Annotated in this window: 18 protein-coding genes; 5 read left to right on the top strand and 13 right to left on the bottom strand. The window is 71.6% G+C overall.

Annotation, left to right across the window (positions count from 1 at the left end):
- On the bottom strand, positions 1–1,962 hold the full coding sequence (locus tag PS467_RS30155; protein WP_432280651.1) for an IucA/IucC family protein: 1,962 nt from the start codon (positions 1,960–1,962) through the stop codon (positions 1–3).
- A gap of 546 nt (positions 1,963–2,508) precedes the next feature.
- Positions 2,509–4,167 carry a diaminobutyrate--2-oxoglutarate transaminase family protein gene (locus PS467_RS30150; protein ID WP_432280650.1) on the bottom strand — a complete coding sequence of 553 codons (1,659 nt, stop codon included), beginning with the start codon at positions 4,165–4,167 and terminating at the stop codon, positions 2,509–2,511.
- A 237-nt stretch (positions 4,168–4,404) separates the two neighbouring features.
- Here PS467_RS30150 and PS467_RS30145 point away from each other — a divergent pair, with 237 nt between their 5' ends.
- A complete protein-coding gene (locus tag PS467_RS30145) occupies positions 4,405–5,577 on the top strand; it encodes a trypsin-like serine peptidase (RefSeq protein ID WP_268974812.1) in 1,173 nt (390 codons plus the stop codon).
- Between the two features lie 108 nt (positions 5,578–5,685).
- Here the strand turns inward: PS467_RS30145 and hflX are convergent, their stop codons facing one another.
- From hflX to miaA, 6 genes are all read right to left on the bottom strand, one after another.
- Entirely contained in the window at positions 5,686–7,188 is a 1,503-nt protein-coding gene (gene hflX, locus PS467_RS30140) for a GTPase HflX (protein ID WP_268974811.1), read from the bottom strand.
- A gap of 119 nt (positions 7,189–7,307) precedes the next feature.
- Positions 7,308–8,891 (bottom strand): M1 family metallopeptidase, encoded by a 1,584-nt coding sequence (locus PS467_RS30135; RefSeq protein WP_311037848.1) that lies wholly within the window; start codon positions 8,889–8,891, stop codon positions 7,308–7,310.
- A gap of 104 nt (positions 8,892–8,995) precedes the next feature.
- The gene (locus tag PS467_RS30130; protein WP_311037847.1) at positions 8,996–11,218 is read right to left on the bottom strand and encodes a RelA/SpoT family protein; all 2,223 of its coding nucleotides are present in this window, start codon (positions 11,216–11,218) and stop codon (positions 8,996–8,998) included.
- Between the two features lie 136 nt (positions 11,219–11,354).
- Positions 11,355–12,287, bottom strand: a complete 933-nt coding sequence (dapF, locus tag PS467_RS30125) for a diaminopimelate epimerase (protein WP_311037846.1) — start codon at positions 12,285–12,287, stop codon at positions 11,355–11,357.
- 77 nt (positions 12,288–12,364) lie between these two features.
- Positions 12,365–12,868 carry a hypothetical protein gene (locus PS467_RS30120; RefSeq protein ID WP_268974807.1) on the bottom strand — a complete coding sequence of 168 codons (504 nt, stop codon included), beginning with the start codon at positions 12,866–12,868 and terminating at the stop codon, positions 12,365–12,367.
- 108 nt (positions 12,869–12,976) lie between these two features.
- On the bottom strand, positions 12,977–13,915 hold the full coding sequence (gene miaA, locus PS467_RS30115; RefSeq protein WP_268974806.1) for a tRNA (adenosine(37)-N6)-dimethylallyltransferase MiaA: 939 nt from the start codon (positions 13,913–13,915) through the stop codon (positions 12,977–12,979).
- Between the two features lie 463 nt (positions 13,916–14,378).
- On the opposite strand from miaA, the gene PS467_RS30110 reads away from it, so the two are divergent.
- Entirely contained in the window at positions 14,379–14,624 is a 246-nt protein-coding gene (locus tag PS467_RS30110) for an antitoxin (protein ID WP_311039997.1), read from the top strand.
- Positions 14,625–14,760: 136 nt separating this feature from the next.
- Here PS467_RS30110 and PS467_RS30105 read toward each other — a convergent pair whose 3' ends face one another.
- The 3 genes from PS467_RS30105 to miaB all read right to left on the bottom strand — a co-directional run bounded on the left by PS467_RS30105 (position 14,761) and on the right by miaB (position 17,440).
- Entirely contained in the window at positions 14,761–15,510 is a 750-nt protein-coding gene (locus tag PS467_RS30105) for a class III extradiol dioxygenase subunit B-like domain-containing protein (RefSeq protein ID WP_311037845.1), read from the bottom strand.
- A 10-nt stretch (positions 15,511–15,520) separates the two neighbouring features.
- Complete coding sequence (locus PS467_RS30100) at positions 15,521–15,826, bottom strand: hypothetical protein (protein ID WP_268974804.1); 306 nt, start codon at positions 15,824–15,826, stop codon at positions 15,521–15,523.
- Between the two features lie 120 nt (positions 15,827–15,946).
- On the bottom strand, positions 15,947–17,440 hold the full coding sequence (miaB, locus tag PS467_RS30095) for a tRNA (N6-isopentenyl adenosine(37)-C2)-methylthiotransferase MiaB (protein WP_311037844.1): 1,494 nt from the start codon (positions 17,438–17,440) through the stop codon (positions 15,947–15,949).
- Positions 17,441–17,635: 195 nt separating this feature from the next.
- On the opposite strand from miaB, the gene PS467_RS30090 reads away from it, so the two are divergent.
- Positions 17,636–18,625 carry a TAXI family TRAP transporter solute-binding subunit gene (locus tag PS467_RS30090; protein WP_268974802.1) on the top strand — a complete coding sequence of 330 codons (990 nt, stop codon included), beginning with the start codon at positions 17,636–17,638 and terminating at the stop codon, positions 18,623–18,625.
- A gap of 58 nt (positions 18,626–18,683) precedes the next feature.
- Here PS467_RS30090 and PS467_RS30085 read toward each other — a convergent pair whose 3' ends face one another.
- Positions 18,684–20,156 carry a sensor histidine kinase gene (locus tag PS467_RS30085; RefSeq protein ID WP_311037843.1) on the bottom strand — a complete coding sequence of 491 codons (1,473 nt, stop codon included), beginning with the start codon at positions 20,154–20,156 and terminating at the stop codon, positions 18,684–18,686.
- 18 nt (positions 20,157–20,174) lie between these two features.
- The gene (locus PS467_RS30080; RefSeq protein ID WP_268974800.1) at positions 20,175–20,885 is read right to left on the bottom strand and encodes a response regulator transcription factor; all 711 of its coding nucleotides are present in this window, start codon (positions 20,883–20,885) and stop codon (positions 20,175–20,177) included.
- Positions 20,886–21,191: 306 nt separating this feature from the next.
- Here PS467_RS30080 and PS467_RS30075 point away from each other — a divergent pair, with 306 nt between their 5' ends.
- The gene (locus PS467_RS30075) at positions 21,192–21,968 is read left to right on the top strand and encodes an amino acid ABC transporter ATP-binding protein (protein WP_268974799.1); all 777 of its coding nucleotides are present in this window, start codon (positions 21,192–21,194) and stop codon (positions 21,966–21,968) included.
- Between the two features lie 116 nt (positions 21,969–22,084).
- Positions 22,085–22,996: a glutamate ABC transporter substrate-binding protein gene (locus PS467_RS30070; protein WP_268974798.1), complete on the top strand. Its 912-nt coding sequence runs from the start codon at positions 22,085–22,087 to the stop codon at positions 22,994–22,996.
- Positions 22,997–23,015: the final 19 nt, after the last annotated feature.

The following is a 23,015-nucleotide window of genomic DNA, read 5'->3' as shown; positions in this document are numbered from 1 at the left end:
TCAGGCCGTGGGGGCGACAGCAGTGGTGTCAGACATGGCGAGGGGGTTGGCGATGGTCACATAGACGGACTGGGTGTCCACCGGTCCCACGAGTTCGTCCAGGCCGCGCAGCCGCGTGAGCAGATTGGCCTTGCACCGCAGGGTGGGGGACTCCAGGAGCCGGGCGGGGAGAGATGAGCGGGTCCTGCCGTGGCCGGACGCGGCATCGGTGAGAAAACGGCGGAACGCGGCCACCAGGACGCGCTCGTCGACGAGCCGCTGGGATCCGAAGACACCGATCAGTCCAAGGACGTTGTTGACGCCGAGGTAGTAGGCGAACCGCTCATCGGCGACCTCATCGGAGACGAAGGTGTCGCTGCGGCCGCCGATACCGGGCAGCCGGCGCTGGAGTTCGGCGTGCCGGGACGTGCGGAAGTAGTAGCCCTGGTTGTCCCGGTAGCGGCCGCCGATCGGCCAGCCGTCGGGGTCCAGCAGCACCAGGGTGTTCTGCTGGTGCGCCTCGAGCGCGATGCCGGCTTCTCCGTCCAGCCAGAGCACGGGGCGTACGACCGTGTGCAGATAGCGCAGGAACCACTCCGCGCCGACCGCCGCCGTGGAACGGCCGGTGCGAGCGGCGAGCCGGGCGACGAGGTGGGCGAGTCGGGAACGCATCACCGGCTGGCCGGGCCAGGGGCGTAGCGCGACAAGTCCGGCGACGCAGACGGCGTCGTCGCCGGGGCCGAACGGGTTGTGCCGGATGACGACGTCCAGGCCGGTCAGGGGATCGCCGTCCGGTCCGTCGACGGCGAGCCAGGCCGGGTCCCGGACGATGTCGAAGCCCGGGAATCCGGGGAAGGCCGCCCGCCACTGCTCGGCCAGTCCGCTGCGGAGCAGCCGGTGTACCTCGACACCGCGGCGAAGTTCCTTACGGAGGTTCTCACGACGGGAGTTGGTGATCCGCAGACCGAGGGAGAGTTTCACCATGGCGGGTGCGCCGGGCCGGTAGACGGTGCGGACCGAGGAGGTGGGGTGCCAGTGCCCGCCGGACGGCCCGAGGTCGTGCAACAGGCCGGCGTCGAAGAGCGCGGCGACGTCCGGCCGGTGCCGGATCTCACGAGCCTGCCAGGGGTGAAGTGGTACGGGCACGGTCCCGGTGGGCAGTTGGAGACCGCTGCCCGCCAGGGAGAGGGCGAGTCGCTCGGCGGGCACGGTACGGCCGCGCTCCGTCCAGGCCGACTCGCAGGCCAGTACGGAACGGTCGACCGCGATCCAGTGAAGGGGGAAGGAGCCACGCGTTTCCGGTGAGCAGATGGTGGATTCGGCGTCCGAGAGGCCCTCGCGGCTCTTGGGCGTGGGATGCAAGGGGTGGCCGAACAAGAGGGACTGTTCCGCGCTGAGGAACGGGGTGCTCGCTCCGGGATCGGCCGGCGTGGCCCGGCGGTGGGCGAGGAAGGAGGCGATGCGTCGTACGGAGTCCGCGACACGGCCGACGAGTTCGGTGGCGTCCGCGTCGGGATCGTCCCGCCGCGCGCTGTACGTCGCCTCGCGGGTGAGCAGGGCCGCGAGGGTGACCGCTCCGACAGCGGGTGCGTCATGGGGGCCGTGCTCCAGCAGCGGCGGGCCGAAGCGGTGCCAGCCGGTGGGCGACCAGTAGCGCACCGGAACGAGGAGGACGGTTCCGCTGGCGGCGAGGGGAATGCGCAGGGTGCCCTCCTCGGGGCGTGCGAGGCCGCTCTCCCGTACCCAGCAGCGCAGCAGGTTCTCGACGGCCGCCGCGTCGGCCGCGGTCTGCGGGTCGGGGTCGTCCAGCGGATCCACGCCTGCCTGCGGGGCGCGGTCATCGGGCGCGTCATGACCAGTGCGGTCCTGCCGGGGAACGGCCGTCGTGGCGAAGGGCGCCCCCTGGGGAGACAGCCGCGGCGGGGACGACTCGTCGGAGGGGCGCTCCGGGGCCGGTGGGCGGGGTGCTCCCGCCGCACTCACGAGCGGCGCCGCGGCAGGTGGCGCCGCGGCAGGCAACGTCGCGGCAGACGGCAACGCCGCAGGCGGTGCCGTGGCGGGCGGCGCCGCCGGGGACGGGGACACCGGTAGGGGCTGCGGTACCGCTGGGGATGGTGACGCCGCCGGGGACGGGGGCGCCGGTGGAGAGGAGGCCACCGCTGGGAGCTGGGGCGACGCTGAGGGCGCTGTCTGGGCTCCTGCCGCCGTCACGGCGGGGGACGGTGCTCTGACCGTCGACACCGCCGCTGGTGGGACGGGCCGCCTTGTCACCCCGCCCAGGAGTGGCGCCGCGTGGGACGGGTGGGGGAGGGACGCGTGCGGGAGGGGCGTAGGGGGGCCGGGGCGGGGGGAGTCGTCGGGGTCGGTCATGGCGCCGGGCACGGGCTGCGGCTGGGGAGACAAGGGGGCTCCCCCGGGGGTGTGCGGCATGGTGGGTGCGGCGCGGGCGTCATGGCGTTCACGTCCTGGGCCCGGCGCCTGCCTCCTTCGGTGGTGCGATGGTGCTGCGGTCGTACGGTGCGGGGCACGTCACCGGTGGTCTCCGGTGAGCGGCTGGGCGAACGGGGAAGCGGTGGGCGGGACCTCGCCGGAGCGGGTTCCAGCGGTGCGGATCGCCGCGTCCAGGGCGTCGGCGAGCCGGTCCAGGACGGCCTCTGCCTGCTCGTCGGTGATGGTCAATGGAGGGAGAAGGCGGATCACCCCGCCGTGGCGCCCGCCGAGTTCGACGATGAGCCCGCGCCGCAGGCACTCCTGCTGGACGGCCGCCGCGAGCGCGGGGGCAGCGGGCGGAGCCGCCGTATGCGCGATATCGGCGTATGCGGCGGATGGGTCTCCATCGCGCAGGATCCCATCCGGCAGGGCCCCGTCCAGCGAAGTCCCGTCCAGGAAAGCTCCGTCCCGAGAAGTCCCGTCCGGCAGAGCTCCATCCCGCGAAGCCCCGTTCGGCTGGGGTCCGTCCGCGCGCCCGCCCTCGGCACCCGCCGGGTGGGCTTGCTCGACCGAGGGCCCCTCGCGGTCGGTGTCCGTGGCGGGGTCGGCCTCCGGGGCGACCAGTTCCAGGCCGATCATCAGGCCGCGGCCGCGTACCTCCCCGATCTGCGGGCGTCCGGCGGCGAATCGGTGCAGCCGCTCCAGCATCCGACCGCCGACGGTCGCCGCCCGCTCGGCGAGGTTGTTCTCCCGGACCTGGGCGAGGGTCGCCGCGCCCGCCGCCATCGCCAGCTGGTTGCCCCGGAAGGTGCCCGCGTGTGCTCCGGGCGGCCAGACGTCGAGGTCCTCCCGGTAGACCACGACGGCCAATGGCAGGCCCCCGCCGATCGCCTTGGAGAGCACCATCACATCGGGCACCACACTGGCGTGGTCGACCGCCCAGAAGGCCCCGGTGCGCCCGACACCGGTCTGGACCTCGTCCGCGATGAGCGGGATGGAGCGGGCCTCGGTGATCTCCCGCATCCGGCGCAGCCAGGCGTCCGGTGCCGGAATCACTCCGCCCTCGCCCTGCACGGGTTCGAGGATCATCCCGGCCGGGCGGGGCGGCCCGCCCTTCGGGTCGTCGAGCAGCCGCTCGGTCCAGCGCGCGGAGAGTTCGACACCGCGCTCTCCTCCGACCCCGAACGGGCAGCGGTAGTCATACGGGAAGGGCAACCGGGTCACACCGGCCGCCGGGGCGCCGCCGGAGGCGGCCAGCGCACCGGCCGTCATACCGTGGTACGCCCCGGAGAAGGCGAGCAGACCGTCGCGACCGGTGGCGGTCCGCACCAGCTTGAGCGCGGCCTCGACCGCGTCCGTGCCCGCCGGTCCGCAGAACTGGACCCGCGCGCGGGCGGCGAGCGCGGGCGGCAGGGTGGCGAACAGCTCGTCCATGAAGGCGTCCTTGACCGGTGTGGCCAGGTCCAGGACCTGCAGGGGCGCTTCCGCGTCCAGAACGGCCCGGACGGCGTCCAGCACCACCGGGTGGTTGTGCCCCAGGGCCAGTACTCCGGCGCCGGAAAGACAGTCGAGATAGCGGCGGCCGTCGGCCCCTTCGACCGTCATCCCCCGAGCGCGCACCGGAACGATGGGCAGCGTCCGGGCGTAGGTGCGGGCGGCCGACTCACGCAGCGCCTGGCGCCGCAGAATGCCCTGGGCGGCACCACCGCCGTCGCGGACGGCGGACAGGGCCAACGACGGGAGCTGGGTCACGGCCACGAGTCTCGGTCCTCCTGCTGCTGAACACCCTCCGGCTGTCCCCCGTACGTACCAACGACGCGTCAGGCTCCGGATCACGGGCTGAGCGAAGATCCTTGCGGCCGGGAACCAAGGCCCCGCTCGCAGCCGTCGTAGGCGGCACCGGCATAGTGGGATGCCACCCCGGTTGCCGGGGCGGTGCATGACAATTCCACACAGGCCGTAGAGCAGCTCAGAACCTCAGGGGGAGTTCCGCCCATGCCATCCAAACGCCGACCCGCGCTGGCCGTAGCCGCCATAGCCTCGGTGCTGGCGCTCACCGTCACCGCGTGCGACTCGGACGACAACACCGATGCCAAGCCGGCCGAGTCGTCGGCACAGCAGGGCGCGGACGACATCAAGCTGCCCGACAATCTCAACGACAAGCTGAAGAACCTCGGCATCGATCTGGACCAGTGGAAGGACGGTGCCTGGAACAACTGGGACAAGAACGACTGGCTGCGGGAGGCCGGTGACTTCATCAACCCGATCATCAAGGGTCTGTGGAAGCCGGACCGGATGCGCGAGGCGCAGGAGCCCGACAAGCCGGTCGACGACAGCGACATCGCGGACGACCAGGGTGTGACCGATCCCGATCCGCAGCCGGTCCAGGCCAAGGAGGTCGCCAGCCCGTACAGCGCCAACGTCCCCTATGCGGGCAAGGTCTTCTTCGACGGCCCCGAGGGCTCGATGGTCTGCTCCGCGACCGTGGTCAAGGACCCGGCGCACCCCGGCAAGTCCAACCTGGTGTGGACGGCGGGCCACTGCGTCCACGCGGGCAAGGGCGGCGGCTGGTACAAGAACCTGATGTTCGTCCCCTCCTACAACGACTCGGGCAAGTCGCAGGCGGAGCTGGAGAACGCCACCAAGGAGGAGCTGGCCCCCAAGGGCGTCTGGTGGGCCGACTGGGCGCAGACCTCCTCACAGTGGATCGACACCGGTGCGGCCGTGGGCGGCAAGGGCGCCCCGTACGACTTCGCGGTGATGCATGTGAAGCCGGAGGTCAGCGGCGGCAAGTCACTCGAGGAGACGGTGGGCGGCGCGCTGCCGGTCGACTTCGACGCCCCGGCGGTGAAGTCCATCGACGAGATCACGGCCACCGGCTACCCGGCCGCCGCGCCGTTCGACGGCCAGAAGATGAACCAGTGCGCCGACAAGCCGGGCCGGCTCTCGCTGGACGCCGAGCAGCCGACGATGTACCGCATCGGCTGCACCATGACCGCGGGCTCCTCCGGCGGTGGCTGGGTGGCCGAGGGCTCGGACGGCCAGCCGGCGCTGGTGTCCAACACCTCGATCGGCCCGTCCGACGCGACCTGGCTGGCGGGCCCGCACCTGGGTCCCGAGGCGAAGGGCGTCTACAACGCGGTCAGCAAGAAGTTCGCGAACCAGTGACCGGCCGCCTGACGGCGACTGGCTAGAGCCGGTAGCCGTCAGGCGTCATACGGCGAGGGCCCGCCTCCGGATGTCCGGGGGCGGGCCCTCGCCGTGTGCTTGTCGTGGCTAGTGCTGTCCGCCGGCCGCGGCCGGTACGTAACGCCGCAGCTCCGCGGCGAGCTCCTCGTGGACCCGCGCCTTGAGCAGGGTGCCCTCCGGGGTGTGCTCCTCGGAGATCACCTCGCCGTCGGCGTGCGTACGTGCGACCAGCTTGCCGTGGGTGTACGGCACCAGCACTTCGATCTCGACCTGGGGCCGGGGCAGCTCCTCGTCGATGACCGCGAGCAGCTCGTCGATGCCCAGCCCGCTGCGCGCCGACACCGCCATGGCGCGCCGCTCCATGCGCAGCAGCCGCTGCACCACCAGGGGGTCGGCCAGATCCGCCTTGTTGATCACGACGATCTCGGGCACGTCGACCGCGCCCACATCGCGGATCACCTCACGCACGGCGGCCAGCTGCTCCTCCGGTGCCGGATGCGAGCCGTCCACCACATGGAGGATCAGATCGGCGTCGCCGACCTCCTCCATGGTGGAGCGGAACGCCTCCACCAGGTGGTGCGGCAGATGGCGGACGAATCCGACGGTGTCCGCCAGGGTGTAGAGCCGCCCGCTGGGAGTCTCCGCCCGGCGCACGGTCGGGTCCAGGGTGGCGAACAGCGCGTTCTCCACCAGCACGCCCGCGCCGGTGAGCCGGTTGAGCAGTGAGGACTTGCCCGCGTTGGTGTATCCGGCGATGGCGACCGAGGGGACCTTGTGGCGCCGGCGCTCCTGCCGCTTGATGTCGCGGCCGGTCTTCATCTCGGCGATCTCACGGCGCATCTTCGCCATCTTCTCGCGGATGCGGCGCCGGTCCGTCTCGATCTTGGTCTCACCGGGACCGCGGGTGGCCATACCGCCGCCCGCGGATCCGGAACCACCGCCACCCATCTGCCGGGACAGCGACTGACCCCAGCCTCGCAGCCGCGGCAGCATGTACTGCATCTGGGCGAGCGAGACCTGCGCCTTGCCCTCTCGGGACTTGGCGTGCTGGGCGAAGATGTCGAGGATCAGGGCGGTCCGGTCGACCACCTTGACCTTGACGACGTCCTCGAGGTGGATCAGCTGGCCGGGGCTCAGCTCACCGTCGCAGACCACGGTGTCGGCGCCGGATTCCACCACGATGTCGCGCAGTTCCTCGGCCTTGCCGGATCCGATGTAGGTGGCGGGGTCCGGCTTGTTGCGCCGCTGGATCACGCCGTCGAGCACCAGGGCGCCGGCCGTCTCGGCGAGCGCGGCGAGCTCCGCAAGGGAGTTCTCCGCGTCCTGCACGGTGCCGGAGGTCCAGACGCCGACCAGCACCACGCGCTCCAGGCGCAGCTGGCGGTACTCGACCTCGGTGACGTCCTCGAGCTCGGTGGACAGCCCCGCCACGCGCCGGAGTGCGGCACGGTCGGAGCGGTCGTACTGGTCGCCGTCACGCTCCTCGTCGATCTCGTGACTCCAGGCGACGTCCTCTTCCATCAGGGCGTCGGCCCGAAGGCTCTCGGCGAGTCGCTGCCGGTCCTGCGGAAGGGAAGAGGAGTGGGTCAAAGGAATCCTTACGTCGTGGAATACCGTCACTGCCGACAACGCGTGAGGAGCCCGTGGGATTCCCCCGCGGGCCGGCCGCGACGCCGACTCATTGATGGTCGCACGCGGCGGCCTGGCCGTCACCCGGGTTTCACCGCCCATGGCACGGTGTAACCCACCGCATGCCGTCCCGTCCGCGCGCTCGGCAGGGCGGCGCCCTTGGTGCTCTCCTTCGCCGCCGGCTTCCAGTCGGGGTGGCCCGGCATCGGCGGCGTCTTCTTTCCGTAGAGCCACGGCCGGAGGAATCCGCTCAGATCGCGCCCCGCCACCTCGGAGGCCAGGTGGATGAAGTCGGCGGTCGAGGCCACACCGTCGCGATGGCGGAGGACCCATTGGCGTTCCAGCCGTTCGAAGGCGGTCCGGCCGATCCGCTGCCGCAGCGCGTACAGCACCAGCGCGCTGCCGTCGTAGACGACCGGGCGGAAGATGCCGATCTGCTGACCGGGGTCGGCGGGCTTGGGGGCCGCGGGCGGTCCCGCCTCGGCCCGCCAGGCGTCGGACTGCCCGTACGCCTTGCGCATCCGCTGCTTCATGCTCGCCTTACCGTGCTCATCGGCGTACAGGGCCTCGTACCAAGTGGCGTGGCCCTCGTTGAGCCACAGATCGGACCAGCGGCGCGGGCTGACGCTGTCGCCGAACCACTGGTGGGCCAGCTCGTGCACCATGATCGACTCGATGTACCACCGCGGCAGGTCCTCGCTGGTGAACAGGTCGCGCTCGAAGAGGGAGAGCGTCTGTGTCTCCAGTTCGAAGCCGGTGGTGGCATGGGCGATCAGCACTCCGTAGTTCTCGAAGGGATAGCGCCCGGCCTTCTTCTCCAGCCAGGCCAGCTGTCCGGGAGTGCGCGCGAGCCACTTCTCCAGCCGTGCGCGGTCCGCCACGGGTACGACGTCGCGCACCGGGAGTCCATGGGGACCGGTGCGGTGCGGCACGGCGGAGCGGCCGATGGAGATCTGCGCCAGCTCGGTGGCCATGGGGTGGGCGAGGCGGTACGTCCAGGTGGTCCGCGATCCCTTGCGGACACGCTGTCCGGGCAGACCGCCCGCGACGACCGTAAGGCTCTTAGGGGCGGTGATCCGGAAGGTGAAGCGGGCCTTGTCGGCGGGATGGTCGTTGCACGGGAAGACCCGGTGGGCGGCGTTGGCCTGGTTGGCCATGACCAGCCCGTCGCCGGTGCGGACCCAGCCGCCGCTCGCGCCGCCCTGCGGATCACTGGTGTGGCGGACGGTGATCCGGAAGCCGGAGCCCCGGGGGACCGGGACGGACGGGGTGATCACCAGGTCCTCACCGACCGTCACGAACCGGGCCCGCGCTCCGTCGACCCGCACCGCGGCCACGACCCCCTGGGTGAAGTCGAGGTTGATGGTGCGCAGGACCTCGGTGGCGCGGGCGTCGATGGTGGTGACGGCGTCGAGCGGGCGGTCCTGACGGTGGTAGTCGAGGGCGATGTCGTACGCCGTGACGTCGTATCCGGGGTTGCCGAGCTGCGGGAAGAGGGGGTCACCGATGCCCAGGGCCTCCGGATGCGTACGGGATACCGGTCCGGCGGCGGAGGAGGGGCCGACCGCGAGGAAGACGGCGGCCATGGCGGCGGCCACCAGCGCGGTCCGGCGGCGCCCGGTGCGCATCAGCGGCCAGGGGCGGCGCCCCGAAGAAAACGTCATGTCCTACCGCTACCAGCGCCCCGGCACCGCCGCAGTCGCTCCCGGCACCGATCCACCCGAAGGAGTTCAGAAGGCGTGAAGCAGCGCCGTGGGCCCGCCTGCGTTCAGGAGCGTGCCGCGGCCATACTGCGGCCCTCGCGTGTCACGTCGTAGACCCCGGGGACGTTGCGCATGGCCCGCATGAGTGTCGGCAGCCGGCTCGCGTCGGGCAGCTGAAGCGTGTAGGTGTGCCGGACCCGCTGCTCACGAGGCGGTTCGACGGCGGCCGCCACCACTTCCGCGCCCTCGGCGGCGATGGCCTCGGTGAGATCCGCGAGCAGATGTGGCCTGCTGAACGCCTCCGCGAAGAGGGTCACGCGATAGTCGCCGCCTCCGTCGCCGTCGTTCCCGTCCGCCCAGCGCACTCCGACGGCCGTACGCCCGGCCGCGGTCATCCGCGCCACTCCGGGGCACTGCTCGCGGTGCACGGTGACGGCCCCGCCACGGACCGCGAAGCCGGTGATCGCGTCGGGCGGCACGGGCGTACAGCAGCGGGCGAGCCTTACGGTCGCGCCGGGCAGGTCGGCGACGATGCCCGCCTCGGGCCGGCCCGCACCAGCGGCGGGGGCGGCCGCCTCGCCGCTCTGGGGAGACTGCCTGCCCTGGGGAGCCTGCCTGCCCGGCGCCTCCTGCGCGGAGAGCCTGGCGGCGGACACCTCCGGCTCCCGGGCCGCCTCCCCGGACTCGTCCTGGGGCGGCTGCGGCGCCGGATGGGCGGCGAGCCAGCGGTTGATGGCGATGCGGGCGGCCGGGGTGCGGGCGTGGTCGAGCCACTCCGGCGACGGGCCGTGGGAGGCGACGTCCCGGGCGTCGCTCGCCATCAGCAGCTGCAGGGTGTCGCCGTCGCGCAGCACCGTGCTCAGCGTCGCGATCCGGCCGTTGACCCGGGCGCCGATACAGGAGTGCGCGTCCTCGCCGTACAGGGCGTAGGCGGCGTCCACGCAGCTCGCGCCCGCGGGCAGACCGAGCGTCCCGCCGTCGGAGCGGAAGACCGTGATCTCCCGGTCCTGGGCGAGGTCGTCGCGGAGCGAGGTCCAGAAGATGTCCGGGTCGGGGGTGGCGCTCTGCCAGTCGAGCAGCCGGGACAGCCAGCCGGGGCGGGTGGGGTCGGCCCGCTCGCCCTCGGGGGCGTCGGCGCCGTCCGTGGGGGCGTACGGATTGCCGAGGGCGATCACTCCGGCCTCGGCGACCCGGTGCATCTGGTGGGTGCGGATGAGGACTTCGGTGACCTCGCCGTCACGCCCGGCCACGGCCGTGTGCAGCGACTGGTAGAGGTTGAACTTGGGGACCGCGATGAAGTCCTTGAACTCGGAGATCACCGGGGTGAAGCAGGTGTGCAGTTCGCCGAGGACCGCGTAGCAGTCCGCGTCGTCGGTGACGAGCACGAGAAGCCGGCCGAGGTCGGTGCCGGTCAGCTCGCCGCGCTTGAGCCCGACCCGGTAGACGGAGACGGAGTGGCGGGGCCGGACGAGCACTTCGGCGGTGATGCCCGCCTCGTGCAGCACCTTCCGTACGTCCTCCGCGGCGCGGGCCAGCGGGTCGGGGCGCTCGGCGTGGGCCTGGAGCAGCTCGCGGGTGCGGGCGTACTCCTCGGGGTGGAGGATGGCGAAGACCAGGTCCTCCAGCTCGGTCTTGAGCGCCTGCACCCCGAGCCGCTCGGCGAGCGGGATCAGCACATCGCGGGTGACCTTGGCGATGCGGGCCTGTTTCTCGGGGCGCATCACGCCGAGGGTGCGCATGTTGTGCAGCCGGTCGGCGAGTTTGATCGACATCACCCGGACGTCGTTGCCCGTGGCGACGAGCATCTTGCGGAAGGTCTCGGGCTCGGCCGCCGCCCCGTAGTCGACCTTCTCCAACTTGGTGACGCCGTCGACGAGATAGCGGACCTCCTCACCGAACTGCTCCCCCACCTGATCGAGGGTCACATCGGTGTCCTCGACGGTGTCGTGGAGCAGGGAGGCGGTCAACGTCGTGGTCTCGGCGCCCAGTTCGGCGAGGATCAGCGTGACGGCCAGCGGATGGGTGATGTACGGCTCACCGCTCTTGCGCATCTGGCCGCGGTGGGAGGACTCGGCCAGCACATACGCCTTGCGGAGCACGTCCAGATCGGCTCCGGGATGGTGTACGCGGTGGACCTTGGCCACATGCTCGATCGCGTCCGGAAGCCGGCCCCGGGAGGCCGGTCCCAGCAGGGCCGCCCGGCTGAACCTGCGGAGATTGCGCAGGTCGATGCGGGGGAGGCCGCGCCTGCGGCCGAACGGGGCCTGGTCGGTGGCCTCTGCGCTCATGGGCACCTCCGGCGGCGTCGAGCGTCAACCGGCGTGGGTACTCCCCCGGGGCCGGTGCTTGATGCTATCGAGCCCATCACGCACGGCCGACCGGCTCTCGCCCAGAGTGAAACGGATCACCCATTCGAGGGAAGTGTCAGCCGAGGGCCGTGCCGAGCCAAGCGGGGTCCAGCTCCCCCTCGGCCACGATCACGGCAGGGCCTGTCATCTCCACCGTACCGTCCGGCCGTTCGCTGATCACAAGGCGCCCTCCGGGAACGTCCACGGTGTAGGTGACGGGGTGGCCGGTGACCGCCGGATCGGCCCCGTCACGGCGCGCGGTGGCCACCATCACGGCGCAGGCGCCGGTGCCGCAGGAGCGGGTCTCACCGGAGCCACGCTCGTGCACGCGCATCGCGACATGGCGCGGGCCGCGGTCGACGACGAATTCGACGTTGGTGCCGTGCGGGTAGGCGGAGGCGGGGTGCACGGCGGGGGCCGCGAGCAGCTCACCGGCCTGGGCGAGGTCGTCGACGAAGGCGACCGCGTGCGGATTGCCCATGTTCACATTGCGCGCGGACCAGCTGCGCTCACCGACCGTGACCGTGATCTCTCCGTCGGGGCCGGGCTCGGGCAGTGCGGCCTCGCCCATCTCCACGGTGATCGGGCCGTCGGTCCCCGCAGCGGCGTCGCCCGGCCGTGCGGCGTCCCCGGCGTCCTTGGCGATGTGGATCCGGCGCACTCCGGCCCGGGTGGCGACCGCGAGATCGCCCACCTCGGCGAGTCCGGCCCGCTGGAGATAGCGGGCGAAGACGCGGACTCCGTTGCCGCACATCTCGGCGATGCTGCCGTCGCTGTTGCGGTAGTCCATGAACCACTCGGCCCGGTCGGCCATGTCCCGCGCCTCGGGGTGGGCAGAGGACCGTACGACGCGGATCAGCCCGTCGCCGCCGACACCGGCACGGCGGTCGCAGATCCGGGCGACGGCGGCCGCGGACAGCTCCAGGCGTCCGTCCAGGTCGGGGACGATGACGAAGTCGTTCTCGGTGCCGTGCCCCTTGAGGAAGGACAGCCGGGGTGCGGTGCTCATCCCTCGATCCTACGGGGCGCCGCGCGCACCCGCCCTCCGGTGCCCAGGCCGTCGGCCCCGGGCGGGCCACCGGGGCCCTAGCGGAGGCGGACCACCCGCCAGAAGGTGAGGACGGCCAGCAGGGCCACGATCGCCACGTAGAGCGCGACGAAGCGCCAGTCCGGGCGGCGTCCGGAGCCTCTGGGGGGCAGGCCCGGCCAGGTGTAGCCCACCCGGCGGGCGGCCATCAGACCCCAGCCCGCCGCACAGCAGCTCAGCAGCAGGCCGAGCATGGCCACGACCGCCCCTCCGTCGCCGAACTCGAAGGCGAGCGGGAAGGCGAACATCAGGGAGCCGAGGATGGCGAGGGCCACGATCGGTGCGATCTGCCAGATCCGCAGCCTGCGCGGCGGGCGCAGCTCACGGAAGGACTCCCCGGAGACGGATCCCGCGCCGTCCGCACCGTCGGAGCCGTCCTCGAGGACCGGTGCACCGGGCTCGTGCAGCGCTCCGGTCTCATCGGGGCCGTCCGGGGTCAGGGGCAGGGGCCGCGCGTCTCCGTGCGGCGATTGCTGCGATGCGTCGCGAGGGCCGGCCTCCATCGCCACACGCCCTCCCAACTCCAGACACCACGGCACGATCGGAGCTTGATGATGGCATGCCCGCGGGCGCCCGCATGACGTGCGGAGCGTCCCGATGCCATGACGTGATCAGGCTGTGACCGTCCGTTCAACCAACGCCAGAGCGCTCGCCAGGAGTTCCTCTCGGCGGTCGGCGGCTCCGCTGAGCCAGTGGACCCTGGGATCGCGGCGGAACCAGGAGTCCTGGCGGCGCGCGAACCGCTTGGTGGCGCGCACGGTCTCGGCCTTCGCCTCCGCCTCGGTGCACTTCCCCTCGAGCGCGGCGAGCACTTGCTGATAGCCGAGCGCCCGGGAGGCGGTGCGACCGGAGCGCAGCCCGGCGTCCTCCAGCCGGCGGACCTCCTCGACCAGCCCGGCGTCCCACATCCGGTCCACCCGCAGGGCGATCCGCTCATCCAACTCGGGCCGCTCGACGTCGACGCCGATCTGGAGCGTGTCGTAGACCGCCTCATGCCCCGGCAGATTGGCGGTGAAGGGACGGCCCGTGATCTCGATGACCTCCAGCGCCCGGACCACCCTGCGGCCGTTGCTGGGCAGGATGGCGCGCGCCGCCTCGGGGTCGGCGGCCGCGAGCCGGGCATGCAGGGCCCCGGAGCCCTGCGCCTCCAGTTCGGCCTCGAGCCGGGCCCGGACGGCGGGGTCGGTGCCCGGGAATTCCAGGGCGTCGATGGCCCCGCGGATGTACAGGCCGGAACCGCCGACCAGGACCGGGGTGCGGTCCTCGGCGAGCAGCCGGTCCATCTCCGCACGTGCCAGTCGCTGGTACTCGGCGACGCTCGCGGTCTGGGTGACGTCCCAGATGTCCAGCAGCCGGTGCGGCACCCCCTGCCGCTCGTCCTCCGTCAGCTTGGCGGTGCCGATGTCCATGCCCCGGTACAGCTGCATGGAATCGGCGTTGACGACCTCGCCGTCGAGATGCCGGGCGAGCGCGACGCCCAGATCGGACTTTCCGGCCGCAGTGGGTCCGACGACGGCGATGACTCGCGGCGGGTGGCCTGCAGTATTCACCGGGCCAGTCTTGCAAACCCCGGGGGGCCTCCTCGAATGGACGAGGTGACGGGACACCGAACGCCGGGTTCGCCGCCTGTTGCCAGGTCCCGAGGACCGGCTCGGGGAGTCGGTCTTCACGCGCGGCGCGAGGAGACGCTCCCAGCAGCACGGGATATCGCCCACACGAGTAGGGTATGGAGTGGATGTGGGCGTTTCCTCCCGGTTTCATCACGCGTCGGAGGAGACGCGCCATCCGTCCGACGAAGCGCCGCCCGTGCGGGACGCCCGGACCACGGCCGACGCCGTGACGGCGGACCACTCGTCCGGGACCGTCGACGGGGCTGAGGCCGCGCGGAGCGGGAAGGGGAATCCGGCGGGTGAAGACGCCGGAATCCCCGGGCAGCGGTCCGCGGCCGAGGCGGCCGACGGCGAGACCGGTGAGAGCGCCCGCGCAGAGGCATTCGACGAGGGAAGGTGGCACATGGGGCTGATGGACAATCTCAAGGCCAAGGCCGGTCAGATGAAGGGCAAGGCCGGCGGCTTCGCGCAGCAGCACGAGGCCAGGATCGAGCGGGGCCTGGAGAAGGCGGCCAAGACGGTCGACACCAGGACCAAGGGCAAGTACAGCGCCAAGATCGAAACTGGCACGGGCAAGGCGAAGGACGCCCTCAACCGCCTCTCGCGCATGGACGACGGGCACAAGCCGACGAGCAAGCGCGACACCTAAGGCCGACCAGGCCGAGACGACGCATAGGCAGGCACATAACCAGACGCAGAAGACGGGGGCGGGCGAGGCCGGGCCCGGACCCATCGGCCCTTCCGGTACGCGGCCGTGGAGCGCACGCTCCACGGCCGCGAGCGGGCTACGACAACCAGCTCGCCACGAAATACCCCACGCCGTATGGCGCTTGGTCATACCGCAACTCCCCCTTCAGGCGCGCCCCCTCGCCCGCCCCCGCGAGCACCTGTAGCGGCGCGCGGCCCGCCGCCTTGAGCTCGTACGCCAACTCCTCGTCGAGCGCGGCCAGCGCCCCGGTGTCGACGGCCGCCAGCGCCCGCGCCACCTCGGCGTCGAACGCGGCCGCCCGCTCGTCGAGATAGCCCGGCGCCTTCAGCGTGCGGCATGCGCTGCCGTCGCCCATCACCAGCAGCGCGACCCGCTCCGCCCGCCCGGCGAGCTCCCTTCCGACTTCAATACACCGCTCGCCCGCGAGAGGTTCCCCCACACCCAGCCCCTCGACGGATACCGCCGGGTCCCACCCCGCGTGCTCCAGCAGCCAGGCGCCGACCGCCAGCGAAGACGGCAGCGAGGGCGACGGCCCGCGCTCGGCGGCATCGTCGCCGGACGCCTCGTCCGTCACCGGCGCGCCGAGCCGCACATCCAGCTCCACGCCGAAGCCACGGAACGACCCGGCCGCGCCCTGTGCGTGAGGACCGCGCCGGGCAGGTTCGGCGGGCCCCACCACGATCAGGCGCTCCGGGCGCGCCGCCGCGAGGGCGCGGATGGCCCCGGCGCATGCGGCACGCAGCCCGTCCAGCTCGGGAGCGGCTCCGGCGGCGACCTCGGGCACCAGAAGCGGCGGACACGGGCACACGGCGGCGGCGATCAGCATGAAGGCCAGCCTAACCGGCGGGTTCGGGCCGGGGCGCCGAGTCCCACAGCAGCTCGGCGACCCGGAACCGGTAGCAGAAGTTGCCCGTCGCGCCCTCCACGACCATCAGGAAGACATCGCCGTCCCGGTACACCAGCGTGCGCTGCGGACTGCTCGGATGCCTCGGCTGGTACCGCAGCACCCGCTCCCGCAGCGCCTCCATCGCCTCCTCACGGGTGCCCCGGAAGTGCCCCAGCGGAGTGACCGCGTGGTTCCTGGCCCCGGGCCCCATGATCTGTAGGTAGTCCTCCATGAGCAGGCCCCACCATGTGATCACGCCGTCCCCCGTCCCCCGTCGTCCCTCATCGGAATACGATCCGTCGCGCGTCGGCGCCGACCCGTACCGCGACCGTCAACGCCGACCGGTGCCGCGGCCGCCGGCGCCGACCGTGAGCCCTCAGTCGCAGCCGCAGCCCGCGGCGGGCGCGGCCGGCAGCGGCGGCGGGGCGCCGACCGTGGGCAGGCCCAGCATCACACCCGCGGGCTTCTGCTCCTGCGGTGCGTTCCGCCGCTCCCAGGCGTCACCGGCACGGGTGCGCCGCACGCCCCGGACCGGCCCCTCGGCCAGCAGATGGTGCGGTGCGGCGTAGGTGACGTCGACGGTGACGACATCGCCGGGGCGCACCGGCTCCTCGGGCCGTGCGAAGTGCACCAGGCGGTTGTCGGGGGCGCGGCCGGACAGCCGCCGCGTGGCGTCGTCCTTACGGCCCTCGCCCTCGGCGACCAGCACCTCCAGCGTCCGGCCGACCTGCTTCTTGTTCTCCTCCCAGGAGATCTCCTCCTGGAGGGCGACCAGCCGCTCATAGCGCTGCTGGACGACCGCCTTGGGCACCTGCCCGGCCATCTCGGCGGCGGGCGTCCCGGGCCGCTTGGAGTACTGGAAGGTGAACGCCTGGGCGAACCGCGCCTCGCGCACCACGTGCAGCGTCTGCTCGAAGTCCTCCTCCGTCTCACCGGGGAAGCCGACGATGATGTCGGTCGAGATGGCGGCGTCCGGCAGCGCGGCGCGCACCTTCTCGATGATGCCGAGGTAGCGCTCCTGCCGGTACGAGCGGCGCATCGCCTTGAGCACGGCGTCCGAGCCGGACTGCAGCGGCATGTGGAGCTGCGGCATCACGTTCTCTGTCTCCGCCATGGCGGCGATGACGTCGTCGGTGAAGTCGCGCGGATGCGGCGAGGTGAACCGGACCCGCTCCAGGCCCTCCACGGTCCCGCAGGCGCGCAGCAGCTTGCTGAACGCCTCGCGGTCACCGATGTCGGAGCCGTACGCGTTCACGTTCTGGCCGAGCAGGGTGATCTCGGTGACGCCCTCGGCGACCAGCGCCTCCACCTCGGCGAGGATGTCGCCCGGACGGCGGTCCTTCTCCTTGCCGCGCAGCGCCGGGACGATACAGAAGGTGCAGGTGTTGTTGCAGCCGACGGAGATGGAGACCCACGCGGCGTACGCGGACTCGCGCCGCGTCGGAAGGGTGGAGGGGAAGGCTTCCAGGGACTCGGCGATCTCGACCTGGGCTTCCTCCTGGACCCGGGCGCGCTCCAGCAGCACCGGCAGGCTGCCGATGTTGTGGGTGCCGAAGACCACGTCGACCCAGGGGGCCTTCTTGACGATGGTGTCGCGGTCCTTCTGGGCCAGGCAGCCGCCGACGGCGATCTGCATGCCCGGCCGCCGCGCCTTGATCGGTGCGAGCCGGCCGAGATTGCCGTACAGGCGGTTGTCGGCGTTCTCCCGCACCGCGCAGGTGTTGAAGACGACGATGTCGGCCTCGCCCTCGCCGGATCCCTCGGGCGCGCGGACATAGCCCGCGTCTTCCAGAAGACCCGAGAGCCGCTCGGAGTCGTGGACGTTCATCTGGCACCCGTAGGTGCGCACCTCGTAAGTCTTCGCACTCATCTCAATCGACCAGGGTACGTGCTCGACTCCCCGCCCTGCCCCTCCGTTCCGGCGGGAGACGGCGAGAGACGGCGAGAGAACAGCCGGAGACGGCCAGAGACGGCCAGAGACGGCCCGCGGACCACGTACCGCGTGTCCCCGGGATCCGCCGATCGCCCCTCCCCTCCCGGAAGCGGGGCTGGCAGGATCCTCGCCATGGCCGTCACCCTTCCGCGCCTGGACCGGCGCCGTGCCCTGCAGTCCGCCGCCGCGGGCCTCGTCGCCCTCGGGCTGCTGCTGTGGTGGCTGCTGGCGACGGGCGGAGGGCCCTCGCCCAGCGGCCGGGTGACCTTCGCGACGGGGGTCTCCACCGGCGTCTACGACACCTACGGCCGGATGCTCAAGCGGGACCTCGCCCGCGACCTCCCCGATGTCGACGTACGCCTGGAGCAGACCAGGGGCTCGCCCGACAACGTCGAGCGGCTGGCCCGGGGCGAGGCCACCTTCGCCATCGCCGCCACCGACGCCGTCGCCGCCTACCAGGGCAAGGGGGCGGGGCGGCTGCGCGCCTGCGCGCGGCTGTACGACGACTACATGCAGCTGGTCGTGCCGAGAGGCTCATCCGTGCGATCGGCCCGCGATCTGAAGCATCTGCGGGTGGGTGTGGGCGACGACGGCTCGGGCGTACAGCTGATCACCCGGGCGCTGATCAAGGCCGCCGGGCTCGACTTCGACCGGGACATCCGGGCGGAACGGGTCGGTATCGACACCATGCCGAAGATGCTGCGGCAGGGGAAGCTCGACGCCTTCTTCTGGTCGGGCGGGCTGCCGACCAGCGCGGTGCGCACCCTGGCCCGCGCCTATCCGATCCGGCTCGTCCAGCTCGGCGATCTCACCGGGCCGCTGTACCGGCAGGGCGGGGTGACGCGCTACTACCGGGCGGCCACCGTGCCCGCCGACGCGTACGAGGAGATACGCGAGCCGGAGGCCGTCAAGACGATCGCGGTACCGAACATCCTGGTCACCACGGACCGGGTGGACCCCGACCTGGCGGAGGGTGTCACCCGCACGGTGATAGAGAACCGGGACCGCATCGGGGCGAAGGTGCACGCCGCGCAGAAGGTGGACCTGCGGACGGCCGTCTTCACCGATCCGCTCGCTCTCCACAAGGGCGCGGCGCGCTATTACCGCTCGGTCAAGCCGTAACCCGGCCACGGTCGAGAGATAACCCGGTTACGTCCTTACGGTCTTCGGGGCCCCGGCGTCACGTCCTTACGGTCTTCGCGTCCTCACCGGGCCCGGTGCGCGGGACGGTGATGGTCACGCGCAGGCCGCGGGGCTCGTTGGGCGCGTAGTCGATCGCGCCGCCGCCCGCCGCGAGCAGCGCGCGGGTGATGGACAGGCCCAGGCCCGAGCCCGAGACGTTCTGGTGGCGGCTGCTGCGCCAGAAGCGGTCGCCGATCCGGGCGAGTTCGTCCTCGGTGAGCCCGGGGCCTCCGTCGGCGACGACGATCGCGACGGTGTCGCCGTCCACCCGCGCCGAGACCTCCACATGCGCCCCCTCGGGCGTGAACTTCAGGGCGTTGTCGACGACGGCGTCCAGCGCGCTGGACAGGGCCACCGGGTCGGCCCAGCCGGTGATGGCCGCGGGGCCGGTGTAGGCGAGCCCGACCTCCTCCCGTTCGGCCACCGGAAGCCAGGCGTCCACCCGGTCGGCAGCCAGCTCCGCGATGTCGGTGAGCCGCAAATCCGCGGCGGAGTGCTCGGCCAGGGCGAGGTCGAGCAGATCGTCCAGGACGCTGGCCAGGCGTTTGCCCTCCGCGCGCACCGAGGCGATCTCCTCATGGCCGTCCGGCAGTTCCAGCGCCAGCAGTTCGATGCGCAGCAGCAGCGCGGAGAGCGGATTGCGCAGCTGGTGGGAGGCATCGGCGACGAACGCCCGCTGCTGTTCCAGGACTTGTTCGACATTGTCGGCCATCTCGTTGAACGAGCGGGCCAGCCGGCGCAGCTCCGGGGGGCCCGAGGCGGCCGCGACACGGGACTGCATCCGCCCGGTCGCGATGTCGTGGGTGGCGGAGTCCAGGACCCGTACGGGCCGCAGCACCCAGCCGGTGAGCCGGAAGGCGGCCCCCACGGCCAGCAGCATCGCGGCGCATTCGCCCGCGCCGATGACCAGCCAGCCGTGCAGGGTCCGCGACCGCATCTGGCCGGTGGGCGAGTCGGTGACGACGACGGCCACCACGTCCCCGTCCCGGACGACGGGGGAGGCGACGGTGAGCCTGCCCTGCTCCCAGGGCCACACCTGGGGCGGATCGTGGCTGCGGCGCCCGGCGAGGGCCTCGTCGAACGCCTGGTCGCCCTCGCCCGTGCCGGGCACCCGCCACCCCTCGGGCGCCTCCGCCATGGGCGGTGCGTGCCGGTCCCGGTAGAAGACGCCGGCCCGGATGCCGTACAGGTCGTGGTAGCGCTTGAGCTCGGCGCGCAGGGTGTCCAGCCGCTCGTCCCCCTCGTCTCCCTCGCCCCCTTCATCCCCCTTATCTCCCTCGGCACCGGTCATCTCCGACGGCCCGGCGGTCACGAACTGGGCGAGGGCGGCGAAGCGCGCGGTGTCGTCGATCCGGTCGACGACCACGCGCTGCTGTTCCCGGGCGGCCAGGCTCCCGGCGAGCGGGAAGCCGAGCGCGAGCAGCACGCCCGCCATGAGGACGATGAGGAGCGGGAGGAGTCGGGTGCGCACCGAGTGGGCCCCGGTCGCTCAGCCGGCCGGGGCGACGAGGCGGTAGCCCACCCCGCGCACCGTCTCGATCAGGGCGGGCATCCGCAGTTTGGAGCGCAGGGAGGCGATGTGGACCTCCAGGGTGCGCCCGGTCCCCTCCCAACTGGTGCGCCAGACCTCGCTGATGATCTGTTCCCGGCGGAAGACGACCCCGGGGCGCTGAGCGAGCAGCGCGAGCAGATCGAACTCCTTACGGGTGAGCGAGACGGTCGTGCCGTCGACCGAGACCTGACGGGTGGGCAGCTCGATGGTCACCGGACCGAGCCGCAGCGGCGGATGGGGGACGTCCGGGTCCTCGTCGGCGCCGTGGCCCGGGTCGTGGGCGGCGGTGCGGCGGCTGACGGCGTGGATACGGGCGAGCAGTTCCATGGTGTCGTACGGCTTGACCACGTAGTCGTCGGCGCCGAGGTTGAGCCCGTGTATGCGGGAACGCACATCCGCCCGCGCCGTCACCATGATCACGGGCGTGGCGGTGCGCTTGCGGATCTTGCCGCACACCTCGAAACCGTCCTGGTCGGGCAGGCCGAGGTCGAGGAGCACGACGCCGAAGGGGGCGCCGCAGTCGGGCAGCAGCGCCTGGAGCGCCTCCTCACCGCTGCGGGCGTGGGTGACCTCGAAACCGTGCCGGGAGAGCACGGCGGACAGGGCCGCGGCGACGTGGTTGTCGTCCTCGACGAGCAGCAGTCTCACCGGCGCCTCCGCCACCTTCCCGTACCGAGGAGGACGCGCCCCGTACGCGCCCCCGTCACCATGGCTTCGAATGCGGCCACGAACATGGCCACACGGCATCCACGCCGATCGGCGGGCACCCGTCAAGACGCATTCAGTCACACACAGGTTTCCGTTATGTAGCCGGTACGGTGCGCGTCGATCCGTTCACGTAGAGTGTCGCTCCGCAGCCATATCGTTATCCTCAATTTCAGCTCAGATGTAATGACGCTGGTCCTGGACGCTCATTAATGTCCTCCCAACCGAGGAGGACGGAGCGAGACGCCGATGAGCGAAGTATCGGTGACCAAGGACGCCGCACCGGTGGCGAACGCGTTGGTTGCGTTGTCAGGAGTCAACAAGCACTTCGGCGCGCTGCATGTGCTCCAGGACATCGACCTGACCATCAGCCGGGGCGAAGTGGTCGTCGTCATCGGGCCGTCCGGTTCCGGGAAGTCGACGCTGTGCCGCACGATCAACCGGCTGGAGACGATCGACGCCGGGTCCATCACGATCGACGGCAAGCCGCTGCCCCAGGAGGGCAAGGAGCTCGCCCGGCTGCGCGCCGACGTCGGCATGGTCTTCCAGTCCTTCAACCTCTTCGCGCACAAGACGGTGCTCGAGAACGTGATGCTGGGCCAGGTCAAGGTCCGTAAGGCGGACAAGAAGGCCGCCGAGGAGAAGGCCCGCACGCTGCTCGACCGGGTGGGCGTCGGCGCCCAGGCGGACAAGTACCCCGCCCAGCTGTCCGGTGGCCAGCAGCAGCGCGTGGCGATCGCCCGCGCCCTGGCCATGGACCCGAAGGTGATGCTCTTCGACGAGCCGACCTCGGCGCTGGACCCGGAGATGATCAACGAGGTGCTGGAGGTCATGCAGCAGCTCGCCCGGGACGGCATGACGATGATCGTCGTCACCCATGAGATGGGCTTCGCCCGCTCCGCCGCGAACCGGGTGGTCTTCATGGCCGACGGCCGGATCGTCGAGGAGGCCGAGCCGGAGCAGTTCTTCAACAACCCCCGCAGCGACCGGGCCAAGGACTTCCTGTCGAAGATCCTTCACCACTGAGTGCGTTGAACCCGCTGAGCCCCGCCGGCTCGGCAGACCGCCGGCACGTTCGCCACTGCGTATCTGAACGCCACTGCGTATGTGAACCACGTACTGAACACAGAGGGATGGGCACCATGAGGATTCGTAAGACGGCCGCGGCGGCCACGGTGGTTCTCGCGCTGGCCGCGACGGCGACCGCCTGTGGCGGCGAGAAGGGCACCGCCGGGGACAAGCCGAAGGGCGGCGAGGTCTTCAGCGGCGACTACACGGTCGCGAAGGACGTGAAGATCGACTCGCCGACCCTGAAGGCGGCGCAGAAGCGCGGCAAGATCGTCATCGGCGCCAAGGCCGACCAGCCCTACCTCGGGTTCCAGGACACCGAGGGCAAGCGCTCCGGCTTCGACATCGAGATCGCCAAGATGGTCGCCGCCGACCTCGGCTTCTCCGCGGACCAGATCAGCTTCAAGACGGTGGACTCCAATGTCCGCGAGACCTCCATCTCCAAGGGCCAGGTCGACTACTACGTCGGTACCTACACCATCAACGACGAGCGCAAGAAGCAGGTCGGCTTCGCGGGCCCGTACTACCAGGCAGGCGCCGACCTGCTGGTCCGCGAGGAGGACAAGGACAAGATCACCGGTCCTGATGGCGTCAAGGGCAAGAAGGTCTGCTCGATCGTCGGCTCCACTCCGCTCCAGGAGATCAAGAAGTCGAAGTACGGTGCCGAGACCACCGAGCTGAGCAAGTACTCGCTCTGCGTCAAGCAGCTGCTCGACGGCCAGGTCGACGCGGTCACCACCGACGACGCGATCCTCAAGGGATACGCCGCCCAGCGCCCGAGCAAGCTGCACGTGGTCGGCAAGCCGTTCACCGAGGAGCCGTACGGCATCGGCATGAACAAGAACGACAAGGCGCTGCGCGACGCGATCACCGACTCGCTCGAGAAGCACATCAAGAACGGCGACTACAAGAAGGCGTACGAAGGCACGCTCGGCAAGTCCGGCTCCTCCTACGTCGCGCCGAAGACCCCCCTGCCCCGCTACTGAGCAGGGTTCCCCGTTCGCC

Source organism: Streptomyces luomodiensis, assembly GCF_031679605.1.
Lineage (GTDB): Bacteria > Actinomycetota > Actinomycetes > Streptomycetales > Streptomycetaceae > Streptomyces > Streptomyces luomodiensis.
The sequence above is the reverse complement of the archived record's forward strand: the minus strand, read 5'-3'. Positions and strand labels throughout refer to the sequence as shown.

What these genes read in the sequence shown, in the direction of transcription:
- PS467_RS30145 (WP_268974812.1), top strand. Translation starts at nt 4,405, where the DNA reads ATGCCATCCAAACGCCGACCCGCGCTGGCCGTAGCCGCCATAGCCTCG.
- PS467_RS30135 (WP_311037848.1), bottom strand. Translation starts at nt 8,891, where the DNA reads ATGACGTTTTCTTCGGGGCGCCGCCCCTGGCCGCTGATGCGCACCGGG.
- PS467_RS30130 (WP_311037847.1), bottom strand. Translation starts at nt 11,218, where the DNA reads ATGAGCGCAGAGGCCACCGACCAGGCCCCGTTCGGCCGCAGGCGCGGC.
- dapF (WP_311037846.1), bottom strand. Translation starts at nt 12,287, where the DNA reads ATGAGCACCGCACCCCGGCTGTCCTTCCTCAAGGGGCACGGCACCGAG.
- PS467_RS30120 (WP_268974807.1), bottom strand. Translation starts at nt 12,868, where the DNA reads ATGGAGGCCGGCCCTCGCGACGCATCGCAGCAATCGCCGCACGGAGAC.
- PS467_RS30110 (WP_311039997.1), top strand. Translation starts at nt 14,379, where the DNA reads ATGGGGCTGATGGACAATCTCAAGGCCAAGGCCGGTCAGATGAAGGGC.
- PS467_RS30105 (WP_311037845.1), bottom strand. Translation starts at nt 15,510, where the DNA reads ATGCTGATCGCCGCCGCCGTGTGCCCGTGTCCGCCGCTTCTGGTGCCC.
- miaB (WP_311037844.1), bottom strand. Translation starts at nt 17,440, where the DNA reads ATGAGTGCGAAGACTTACGAGGTGCGCACCTACGGGTGCCAGATGAAC.
- PS467_RS30090 (WP_268974802.1), top strand. Translation starts at nt 17,636, where the DNA reads ATGGCCGTCACCCTTCCGCGCCTGGACCGGCGCCGTGCCCTGCAGTCC.
- PS467_RS30075 (WP_268974799.1), top strand. Translation starts at nt 21,192, where the DNA reads ATGAGCGAAGTATCGGTGACCAAGGACGCCGCACCGGTGGCGAACGCG.
- PS467_RS30070 (WP_268974798.1), top strand. Translation starts at nt 22,085, where the DNA reads ATGAGGATTCGTAAGACGGCCGCGGCGGCCACGGTGGTTCTCGCGCTG.